The sequence below is a fragment of the Halalkalibaculum roseum genome (assembly GCF_011059145.1).
In the GTDB taxonomy this organism is placed as follows: domain Bacteria; phylum Bacteroidota; class Rhodothermia; order Balneolales; family Balneolaceae; genus Halalkalibaculum; species Halalkalibaculum roseum.
Genome location: NZ_JAALLT010000002.1, coordinates 927,822 through 938,869, shown reverse-complemented (window position 1 = coordinate 938,869; position 11,048 = coordinate 927,822). Strand labels below are relative to the sequence as shown.

Genomic DNA, 11,048 nt, shown 5'->3' with positions numbered 1-11,048 from the left:
TTGGTTTAGCCTCAGATTTGCACAGATTTTTATTGTTTAATAACTGCACGGTTATTTGTGAAAATCCTGCACAAAAGTTAATCCGCGACAATTCGTAGCTACTTAAACCTCACATCTGTAATCACAGGGAGATGATCGGAGGGATAACGGCCGTCCCGAAAGTCAGAAATTGCCGCATGGCGCATTACAGTAACCTTGTCGTTAACGAAAATGTAATCGATGCGGTGACGCTCGTTTTCACCCAATACCTTAAAATCGTCATAGGTAAATAAGGGACCAACGTGGGGAAGTTCGGTTTCGTAATAGGCATCTTTAAGTCCTTTTGTCGGAGCGGTCAGATTTTCATATGGGATGCTTCCCTCGATAGCATTAAAATCACCTGTAAGCACTACCGGTTTATCCTCACTTTGTGAGTTGACTGTTTCTACAATAAGCTTTGCACTTTTGGCGCGAGCTGTATCCCCGATATGGTCAAAATGTGTGTTGTACACCATGATCTCTTTCCCGGATTCAACTTCCTGAAATGTTCCCCAGGTTAAAATCCTGGGCAATGCGGCATCCCAGCTTTTGCTCGGAGTAGAAGGGCTCTCCGAAAGCCAGATGGTGCTGTCGCTATTTTGGACGAGTCGGAACCTCTCTGTATTATAATAAATTGCAGAAAACTCACCCTCGGATCTGCCATCAGCACGCCCAACGCCAATCCATTCATACTTATTCAACCCCTTTTTCATATCCTGCAGCTGATGGAGCTGTGCTTCCTGTGTTCCGATGAAATCAGGTTCATAAAATGCAATCAGGTTGATAACTCGTTCTTTGCGGTTATCCCAATTGTTGACGGTGTCGGATGTGTCGTCGAATTTTATGTTATAAGACATGAAGCGTATCAACGGTTCACCGGAGGTAGAGCCTGAACATGCAGATAGCACCATCGTTATAGTAAGAGTAATAAGGAACGATGTAAGTGTGGAATTCAAGTTGCGTGGCCACATTAGCATAGTGTGAAAATCAGGAAGATCCGCGTACCCTGAGTTCAGTCGGTACCATACTCAACACCGAGGAAGGCCGGTTGGGATTGGCCATCAGCTCTTTAAGGCGCTGGATGGAAACAGCCCCAAGTTCTTCATAGTTGGTATGCACCGAAGAAAGTTGAGGACGGTGACGTTTACAAATCGGTAAATCGTCAAAACCTACGGCTGCAATATCATCGGGGAATTGATACCCTTTGATCATGGCTTCCTGAACGAACCCGTGATTCATATTGTCGTTGCAGGCAAAAATAGCACGAGGCTTGGTTCCAGACTGATCAAAATTCTTGAAAGCTTTGATACCGGATTCAAAACTAAAGTCGCCTTCATACTCCCAAACCACTTCCATATCTGAGTAATAAGTTATGTAATCCAGGAAACCGTGAGCTCTCTGTCTGGAGACGTTTTTGTCAGATGGACCATAAATAATACCACAGGTCTGATAACCCTTATCATCGAAGTGTTTGGCGACAAGATAGCCTCCGCCGTAATTGTCAAAACCAACAGTGGCAAACACCTGGCTATTCAATATTTCATTCGAGACAACAGGAAAATGATCGGGAAGTGCTTTTTTAAGTTGTTCGTAATGAGTTCTTTGAATCCGAGGAAGGTTTATAATGATGCCGTCGATCTCCTCATCCTCAATTTTTGCCCTAATATCGCTAATTTTTGGAATATCATCCTTCAGACTGGAAACTATGAGCCGAACCTTTTCACGAGAGGCTGCATTATTTAACCCGTCAAAAAATGAAGCGTAAAACTCACCGATTTCGATACCGCAGATTAGTAATACGTTCAACATCTTATCGGTTTCAACGTCGGCTACAATATTTTGAACCGGATAGTTTAGTTTACGAGCACTTTTTAAAATCTTGGTTTTGGTTTGATGATTGGCATCCAACCCATTCAACACCCTTGAGACGGTGGAAATGGAATAACCGGTATCATCCGCAATATCTTTTAATGTTACTTTCAAGCAGGTAGAGTTTTATTGTCGATTTTTTGAAAACGTAAACACCAATCTAAGTTATAAATGGTAAAATTGGCAATAATTTTCGGTTTTTAGAAAATTTTTCAAAAAATTTTCATTCCCATAATCTCATTCCATCAGTCTTAAACCTCACTATTTTGAAATTTTCAGGATTTTTACTGCAAGAGGGCATATAGAATTTTGCAAGATTGATAAATACGGCAAATTAGTATAAATACTATTTCTACTGTCAACCGGGAATTGAAATAACATAGAAATTCGATAAAGGGAAGTGTACGTATGCAGTTACTTGGCTATGACATCGGTAGTTCCAGTATAAAGGCAAGCATAGTGGATGCTGAGTCCGGACTTCAAATTGCTTTTGCCCAATCACCTGAAAAGGAATTAACCATTCAGTCACCCAGGAAAGGGTGGGCGGAACAGGATCCCAATGTATGGTGGAAGCATGTAAAAGCCACAACAGCTCGTCTGCTGGATTCGGATAACGTTCAAAAAGAGGCTATCGCTGCTATTGGGATTTCTTACCAAATGCACGGACTGGTGATTGTGGATGAAAATAAAGAGGTGTTGCGTCCCTCCATCATCTGGTGTGATGGAAGAGCTGTTGATAGCGGAAGCGAAATAACCGAAGAACTGGGAGAAGCCTATAGCCTAAGTCACCTGTTAAATAAACCGGGTAATTTTACGGCATCCAAGCTGAAGTGGGTGAAAGAGCATGAACCCGATTTATTTCAAAAGATTTTTAAGTTTATGCTGCCCGGTGATTTCATCGCCATGAAAATGACTGGTCAAATAAATACATCTGTCTCTGGGTTATCGGAGGCCATACTCTGGGATTACAAAAAACATGGATTGGCAACGGAAGTTATGCATGCCGCAGGAATTCCCGAAAATGTTGTACCTGAAATATTTACCAATTTTGGCCAACACGGAAAGCTAAGTGAAAGAGCTGCTGATGAGCTGGGACTACCCTCGGGAATCCTGTTATCCTATCGGGCCGGGGATCAACCTAATAATGCCCTCTCTTTGAATGCAATGGATCCGGGTGAAATAGCATCTACAGCAGGTACTTCGGGAGTCATATACGGGGTAACCGATAAACCGCTTTACGATAAACAATCCAGGGTAAACACTTTTGTGCATGTAAACCATAATGAAGACTTGCAGCGCTATGGAGTGTTATTATGTATCAACGGCACCGGAATACAGAACAGCTGGCTAAAAAATGAGGTGTTTAATAGTGAGTTGGATTACCGGGCTATGAATGAAAGGGCCGAAAGTGTTGCAGTGGGTTCAGACGGACTAAGCATAATACCGTTTGGCAATGGTCCTGAGAGAATCTTGCAAGACACTGATACCGGCGCGTATATCGGTAAGATTAACTTCAATCGTCATAGAAGAGCGCATATCACCCGTGCGGCTCACGAAGGTATAGCTTTCTCTTTATGTCACGGATTGGATATTATGCAGGAGATGGGAATATCCATTGAGAGTATTCGAGCTGCTTCTTCCAACATGTTTCAAAGTCGGGTATTCAGGGAAACGTTATGCAATTGTGCTAACGTACCTCTAGATCTTTATGAAACGAACGGTGCGCTGGGTGCAGCCATCGGAGCGGGAATTGGGGCAGGGATATTCAGCGACAGGGAAGAGGCGTTCAAAGGTTTGCAAAAAAAGGGATCAGTAGACCCTGATCCGAAGCAGCGGGATGAGTACCTGCGTGCTTTTGACGAGTGGCAATTGACTTTGAAAAAGATATTAGAGACTGAGGCGTAAGTTCATTCTGTTACTTACTTGATTTCAAAAAGCACTGCCCGATTTTCTACGTTTACACTTACTATTTCATTAATTAATAAGCATAGATCATGAATGTTATAATCGGACCAAAAGAGTACTTCCCGAATATTGATCGTATTGAATATGAAGGCAGAGAAACGGATAATCCACTGGCTTTCAGCTATTATGACGAGGATAAAAAGATTGGGGATCGTACCATGAAAGAGTTCTTTCGTTTTGCGGTTGCATACTGGCACAGCTTCTGTAATACAGGCGGAGATCCTTTTGGGGCGGGAACACGTGCCTTTCCCTGGATGGAGTACAAAGAACCCATGGATCGTGCCCGAGCCAAAATGGATGCAGCTTTTGAGTTTATTACCAAGATGGGTATTCCGTTCTATTGTTTCCACGACTACGATCTGGTTGAAGAGGCTGACACCCTGGCTGAATCAGAAAAACGACTGCAAAAAATTGTTGAATATGCCGGTCAGAAGCAGGAGGAGTCAGGGGTCCGGCTTTTATGGGGAACTGCCAATCTATTTATGCATCCCCGTTATATGAACGGAGCGGCCACCAATCCGGAATTCGGAATCCTGGCACGTGCCGGCGCCCAGGTCAAGCAAGCCCTCGATGCCACCATTGAACTGGGAGGCGCCAACTATGTATTCTGGGGTGGAAGAGAAGGTTATATGTCTCTGCTGAACACCGATTACAAGCGGGAGCAGGAGCATCTGGCTCGATTCCTGCACATGGCTAAAGAGTACGGGCGAAAGAATGGGTTTGAAGGTACCTTTCTGATTGAACCGAAACCAATGGAGCCCATGAAGCACCAGTATGACTTTGACACGGCTACTGTGATTGGATTCCTTCGTGAGTACGGTTTGGACGATGACTTTAAAGTCAACATTGAGGTAAATCATGCCATACTGGCCAAGCATACCTTTGAACATGAACTTGAAGTTGCCGCTTCCGCAGGCATGCTGGGTAGTATTGATGCCAACCGCGGTGACTATCAAAACGGATGGGATACCGACCAGTTCCCGGCAGATATATTCGAGGTAACGCAGGCAATGATGGTTTTGCTGCGCCATGGTGGTTTTGAAACGGGCGGTGTTAACTTTGATGCCAAACTACGACGGAATTCTACCGACTTGGAGGATCTGTTTTATGCACATATTGGCGGAATGGATACCTTCGCTAGGGCCCTGATCACTGCTGAGGAGATACTCAGTGACTCTGACTATCTCAAATTTATAGATGATCGCTACGCCTCCTTTGATACCGGTAAAGGAGCTGCTTTTGAAGAGGGTAAGCTAACTCTCGAAGAGCTGGAAAAGTATGCCCATAAGCAGGGGGAATTTGAACCCAGCAGTGGTAAACAGGAATACCTTGAAAACCTGATCAATAGGTACATTTAATCTGTTTAACACACAATGCTGATCAGCGGTTAACACTAACAAATGCTGCTAATAAACTTGCCATGGCCCGACACCTAAAAGTTGCTGATTTCCAAGCCGAAATTGACGGCAGGGAAACAGATTTATTTTTTCTCGAAAACCGTAACGGGGTCAGAGCAGCCATAACCAATTACGGAGCCAGGGTGGTGGCACTTTGGTTACCGGATGCAGACGGCGTCATCGAGAATATTGTAGCCGGTTATGAATCCATCGATGCATATCTAAATCATGATGAGGCTTATCTCGGTGCCATGGTCGGCAGGTATGCTAATCGTATTGCAAAAGCCTCCTTTATTTTAAATGGTGAAAAATATAGGCTTACTGCAAATGAAGGGAGACATCACCTGCACGGGGGGAAGAAAGGTTTTCACAATTCGGTTTGGAGTGCCGCACAGACTAGGGCAAATACCCTGAATCTTAAACTGGAATTGCCGGACGGCAATGAAGGATTTCCCAGCAATATGAAGGTTGACCTGCAGTATACTTTTACGGGGGAGGACGAATTAGTTATAGAACTGAAGGCTACCACTGACAAGCCGACGGTATTGAATATCACTCATCACAGCTATTTTAATCTTGGTGGAGAAAGCAATGGTTCTACAGCCCGTAATCACCGTTTGAAGATCAACGCCGATCACTATTTGCCTGTCTCGGAAGAAAAAATACCGCTAGGCCCTTTACAGCATGTCAAAGATACTCCATTTGATTTCAGAACCGACACTGAAATAACAGAACATATAAAACCCGGGAATGTACAACTGGAGATTGCGGAGGGTTTTGACCATAATTTTGTATTGAACAAAATCCAGGGAAATGAGCTGAGCTTTGCTGCCAGGGTACAGGATCCTATTAGCGGTCAGGTGATGGAATTACATACCACCGAACCGGGCCTGCAGTTTTTCGAGTGTGAGTTTCCGCCGGAGATGGAACTTAACCTGAAAACCGCTTTTTGTCTTGAACCGCAGCATTTCCCGGATTCGCCTAACCGTTCCCACTTCTCCTCAACGATACTTAGGCCGGGGGAACAGTTTCATAGTAAAAGCATATATCGTTTTAAAAATAAAAACTAAACAGGCTCTCTCGCAGAGATACGCATAGTAGTAGATCTGCTGCGAAACGTTGCGCTTATCTTAGCAGAACTCAGCGAGCGTGTATTGCTGTGGTTTTATGACCAGAGAAATCTCAAACAGTTCTGTTTAAATTCTTCAGGAAGATTCTCTTTGACTCAGAGTAACCGGAACCAAACTTAGTACACCTTTTTCCTGCTTGGGGTTGGATAGAAGTTCCTTGAGTTTCTCCATGGTCACTTCACCGAGCTTCTGATAATCGGTATGAATGGAGGTGATGGTGGGTCGATGGCGTTCGCAGATTGGGAGGTCGTCGTAACCTATCATGGCTATATCTCCCGGCACATCATAACCGTGCATGAGCGCTTCTTCCATAAAGGCATGACACATGGCATCATTGGAGGCAAAGACGGCACGGGGTTTGACTTCCTGTTTTTGGAAATCCCTAAAAGCTTGTTTACCGGATTCGAAACTGAAGTCACCGTGAAAATCCCAGCTGAGCTCCATTTCCGGAGCCTGGAAAATATAATCACGGAAACCATTGGAACGATATCGTGCCTCTACAGCATCAAAATCGCCCCGTATTATACCGCAGGTACGGTAACCCTGATTTTTAAAGTGCTCAGCTGCCAGATATCCCCCGCTGTAACCGTCGAATGTTACAGTTGAAAAGATGGGGTTTTCTATTAGTCCATTTGAAACGATCGGAAAATTATCGGGTAGTACATTGCTGACTTTTCGATATTCCGAATTTTTAAATTCCGGAGCAAAAATAATCAGTCCGTCGTTTTTGCTTTCACCCAATTTTTTAATTCTTTTAAGGGCCTTATCAAAAGGGCACCTCAAACTTGTCATGGAAAGCTGTATATTATTATTAGATGCGGCAGAATTGAATCCCTCGAAGAAGGAGGCATAAAATTCTCCGACATGAAACCGAGTCAACACCAGGTTTACGGTAAGCGTATCAATTATGGTATCTCCGTTAATTGATCGATATACCGGGTATTTCAATTTCTTGGCACTTTGATATATTTCTCTGCGTGTTTTGGTGCTTATCTTATTGGAACCGTTAAGTACACGAGATACCGTAGAAATTGAATAGCCTGTGTCTTCGGCTATATCTTTAAGAGTTACCTTCAAGATCAATAGGTTTGATTATTTATAAAGTGGCCTATGAGCGTATTAAGGCCTTTACATCCCGTTCAATATTACTGTAATAAGCACCTGATTTGGGAAAATTTCAAATTAATTTCATTCATAGGTAAAAATTTTGCAATAATTTGCGCATATTTCGTACCCCGAAAATGTCATAAATCAGGTTTCAAATAATTCCCTCATTTGTTTTAAAGCTCAATTTTGACTGCATAATGCATTTTAAGAATCATCTGAAAAACTACAATTCCATTCCATTCGGGTCACTGTTTTTTGCCATTTTGTTTGCAATGACCTTCATTTCTTGCAGCGGAAGTCAGGATACACGTTTTAGTTTACTGGAATCTGAGGAGACAGGCGTCAGCTTTGCCAATAACCTGGAGAATACGCCCGAATTTAACATTCTCAACTATCTCTATTTTTATGACGGTGGGGGAGTTTCTATAGGAGATATCAATAATGACGGGCTTCCGGACATCTATTTCACTGCCAATATGCAGGAGAACAGGTTATACCTTAACAAAGGTGATTTCAATTTTGAGGATATTACGGACAAAGCTCAGGTTGCAGGATCTGCTGACTGGACTACCGGCACCACCATGGCGGATGTAAACGGTGACGGATTGCTGGATATCTATGTCAGCTCTGTGAATTTTTTGAATAAAAGCGGGCGCAATCAGCTTTTCATTAACAATGGGGACAGTACTTTCAGCGATAAGGCAGCTGAATACGGGCTCGATTTCCAGGGATTTGCCAAACAGGCTTCCTTTTTTGATTACGATAATGACGGTGATCTCGATATGTATTTGCTGAATCACTCTGTTCATTCCGAAGGTTCATTCACAAAAGCCGAGAAGAGGACTACCTATAGTGAGGAGTCAGGAGATAAGCTTTATCAAAATAATGAGGGAATATTTACCGATGTTACCAAGCAGGCAGGTATTTACAGCAGTATGATCGGTTACGGTCTTGCTGCCACTGTCAGTGATGTTAATAACGATGGCTGTCAGGATATTTATGTATCCAATGACTTTCACGAAAACGATTACCTCTATCTTAATAATTGTGACGGTACTTTTCGTGAGGTAATCGATAAAACTACGGGTCACAACAGTCGGGCATCTATGGGCGCTGACATAGCTGATTTCAATAATGACGGGTTGGCGGATATTTTTGTGTTGGATATGCTCCCTTATGATGAAACTACGCGAAAATCTGCCGTCAGTTCCGAGCCGTACAATGCTTATAAGATACAACGACAATTCGGTTACCATCCCCAACTTATCAGGAATACGCTGCAATTAAACCGGGGCATCGATGATGAGGGGAATCCGTTATTTTCTGAAATTGCTCAGCTAGCAGGGGTAAATGCTACCGACTGGAGCTGGGCCTCCCTGTTTTTTGATATGGATAACGACGGCAATAAAGATCTGTTTGTCAGCAACGGTATTTACCGTCGCCCAAATGATCTGGATTACCTGGCTGTGGCCCGTTCAGAACAGGCACAGCAGGTGATGAGCAGGGGAATGAGTGATACTACGATGTCACTCATTCAGCGAATGCCGAAGGTTGAAATTCCCAACTTTGCATTCATTAATGAAGGGGATTATAGATTTACCAATCGCAGCGAAACCGGATTTAATCGACCCAGCTTTTCCAATGGTGCTGCATACGGTGATCTGGATAATGACGGAGATCTTGACTTGGTTGTGAATAATGTCAACTCGGAAGCCTTTATTTATAAGAATGAGACCAGAGAACAAGAAGATCGCAGCTATCTGAAGATAAAACTTGCAGGTAATACGGAGAACAGCTTCGGCATTGGTGCCAGAGTCAACCTATTTACTGATGACAGCCGTCAGCTTTATGAAATGATGCCGACACGTGGGTTTCTTTCTTCCGTTGAGCCTGTACTTACAATCGGACTGGATACCCTACAAACTATAGATTCCCTGACGGTTCAGTGGCCTGATGGTGAAAAGCAGACCGTCAATGAGGTATCTGTTAACCAAACACTTACACTCAAGCAGGAGGATGCTGAAAACTGGGAGGAGCCTGCTCTCGGGAAAGTTTTAGACACACCATTCCGGGATGTTAGCGATGATTATGCCCCTTTGTTCAGTCACCGGGAGAACACATACAGTGATTATGATCTTCAGCAAATGGTTCCTCATATGCTTTCAACCCAGGGACCGGCGATGGCGTCGGGCGATGTCAACGGCGACGGGCTGGATGATTTTTATGTGGGCGGCGCAAAGAACCAAAGCGGCACCCTATATATTCAAAGTGAAAATGGGGAGTTTGAGTCTGCAAGTACATCTGCTTTTAACTCAGACAGGATATATGAAGATACGGATGCCGCATTTTTTGATGCCAATGGCGACGGAGCACCGGACCTTTATGTAGTGAGTGGTGGAAACGAGTTTATGGCTCAATCGAATAGCTACCAGGATCGCTTGTACTTAAATGACGGAAATGGCGAGTTCATCAAAATTGAGGGTGCCTTGCCACCCATCAGGGAAAACGGGGCTGTGATAGCACCGGCTGATTTTGATGCTGACGGTGATATAGATTTGTTCCTGGGAAATCGGTCCGTACCCGGAAGTTATGGGACTATTCCCAGAAGTTATCTTTTCCAAAATGACGGCAACGGCAGGTTTCGCGACGTCACGGATGTGCTTTCCGAAGGCCTGGTTGATGCCGGTATGATCACCGATGCATCCTGGCAGGATGTGAATGGGGATGCAATACCTGACTTGGTACTCAGCGGCACTTGGATGCCTATTTCCATCTTTATAAATAGTGATGGTATTATTAAAAACCGGACTGCTGATTATGGACTTGCCGAGAGTAACGGCTGGTGGAACACCCTGGAGCCGGGTGATTTTGACGGCGACGGAGATATCGATTTTCTGGCCGGCAACCTTGGATTGAACTCCTATCTGAAAGCATCCAGGGAGGAGCCACTAAAACTGTATGTAAAAGATTTCAATGAAGACGGGCAATTAGATCCGGTCCTTGCCTATACAGAGTCAGGAAAAGAATACCCGGCTCACCCGAGGGATGAGCTGCTTACCAATTTTAAATATTTGCGATCAGAATTTCGCACTTACGGTGATTTTGCAGGCAAAAGCATGCAACAGATTTTCGGGGAACAGCTCGAGGATAGTATCAGCATAAAATATATTAATCAGCTCAGCTCTTCTTATCTTGAAAATGATGGAACCGGTGGCTTTACGCTGCATGAACTTCCTGTGGAAGCTCAGTTCACACCGATATTTGCGATAAAGTCTGCAGACTTTAATGATGACGGAATACCGGATGCACTGATCGGCGGTAACTTTTTTGATGTAAAACCATCATTGGGCGGCAGATACGATGCAGGATACGGTCTTTACCTGCGAGGCAGCGGTGAAGGACATTTTGAAGCAGTCGATCTTTTGAAAAGCGGCTTTGTTTTGAAAGGGGAGGTTCGTGAAATAGATCTGCTGAGAATAGCGGGAGGCCGCCGGCTAATTCCGGTTGCAAGGAATAATGATTCTTTACTTCTTTTTGAACAGAGGCATGATGAATAATTTAA

At 43.9% G+C, this 11,048-nt stretch carries 7 protein-coding genes; 4 read left to right on the top strand and 3 right to left on the bottom strand.

Going from position 1 to position 11,048, the window contains the following annotated elements; translation table 11 throughout:
• Nucleotides 1-98 precede the first annotated feature (98 nt).
• Both G3570_RS08320 and G3570_RS08315 read right to left on the bottom strand, forming a co-directional pair.
• On the bottom strand, nucleotides 99-875 hold the full coding sequence (locus tag G3570_RS08320) for an endonuclease/exonuclease/phosphatase family protein (RefSeq protein WP_249066817.1): 777 nt from the start codon (nucleotides 873-875) through the stop codon (nucleotides 99-101).
• Nucleotides 876-1,005: 130 nt separating this feature from the next.
• Entirely contained in the window at nucleotides 1,006-2,001 is a 996-nt protein-coding gene (locus tag G3570_RS08315; RefSeq protein ID WP_165141129.1) for a LacI family DNA-binding transcriptional regulator, read from the bottom strand.
• 294 nt (nucleotides 2,002-2,295) lie between these two features.
• Here G3570_RS08315 and G3570_RS08310 point away from each other — a divergent pair, with 294 nt between their 5' ends.
• From G3570_RS08310 to G3570_RS08300, 3 genes are all read left to right on the top strand, one after another.
• Nucleotides 2,296-3,792 (top strand): xylulokinase, encoded by a 1,497-nt coding sequence (locus tag G3570_RS08310; RefSeq protein ID WP_165141127.1) that lies wholly within the window; start codon nucleotides 2,296-2,298, stop codon nucleotides 3,790-3,792.
• 89 nt (nucleotides 3,793-3,881) lie between these two features.
• Nucleotides 3,882-5,210 carry a xylose isomerase gene (xylA, locus tag G3570_RS08305; protein WP_165141125.1) on the top strand — a complete coding sequence of 443 codons (1,329 nt, stop codon included), beginning with the start codon at nucleotides 3,882-3,884 and terminating at the stop codon, nucleotides 5,208-5,210.
• Nucleotides 5,211-5,272: 62 nt separating this feature from the next.
• Entirely contained in the window at nucleotides 5,273-6,319 is a 1,047-nt protein-coding gene (locus G3570_RS08300; protein WP_165141123.1) for an aldose epimerase family protein, read from the top strand.
• Between the two features lie 135 nt (nucleotides 6,320-6,454).
• Here G3570_RS08300 and G3570_RS08295 read toward each other — a convergent pair whose 3' ends face one another.
• Entirely contained in the window at nucleotides 6,455-7,456 is a 1,002-nt protein-coding gene (locus G3570_RS08295) for a LacI family DNA-binding transcriptional regulator (protein WP_165141121.1), read from the bottom strand.
• A 227-nt stretch (nucleotides 7,457-7,683) separates the two neighbouring features.
• On the opposite strand from G3570_RS08295, the gene G3570_RS08290 reads away from it, so the two are divergent.
• Nucleotides 7,684-11,043 (top strand): VCBS repeat-containing protein, encoded by a 3,360-nt coding sequence (locus tag G3570_RS08290; protein WP_165141119.1) that lies wholly within the window; start codon nucleotides 7,684-7,686, stop codon nucleotides 11,041-11,043.
• Nucleotides 11,044-11,048: the final 5 nt, after the last annotated feature.

Bases quoted from the DNA above. Each gene is read 5' to 3' on its own strand.
- G3570_RS08320 (WP_249066817.1), bottom strand. From the start codon at position 875: ATGTCTTATAACATAAAATTCGACGACACATCCGACACCGTCAACAAT.
- xylA (WP_165141125.1), top strand. From the start codon at position 3,882: ATGAATGTTATAATCGGACCAAAAGAGTACTTCCCGAATATTGATCGT.
- G3570_RS08300 (WP_165141123.1), top strand. From the start codon at position 5,273: ATGGCCCGACACCTAAAAGTTGCTGATTTCCAAGCCGAAATTGACGGC.
- G3570_RS08310 (WP_165141127.1), top strand. From the start codon at position 2,296: ATGCAGTTACTTGGCTATGACATCGGTAGTTCCAGTATAAAGGCAAGC.
- G3570_RS08290 (WP_165141119.1), top strand. From the start codon at position 7,684: ATGCATTTTAAGAATCATCTGAAAAACTACAATTCCATTCCATTCGGG.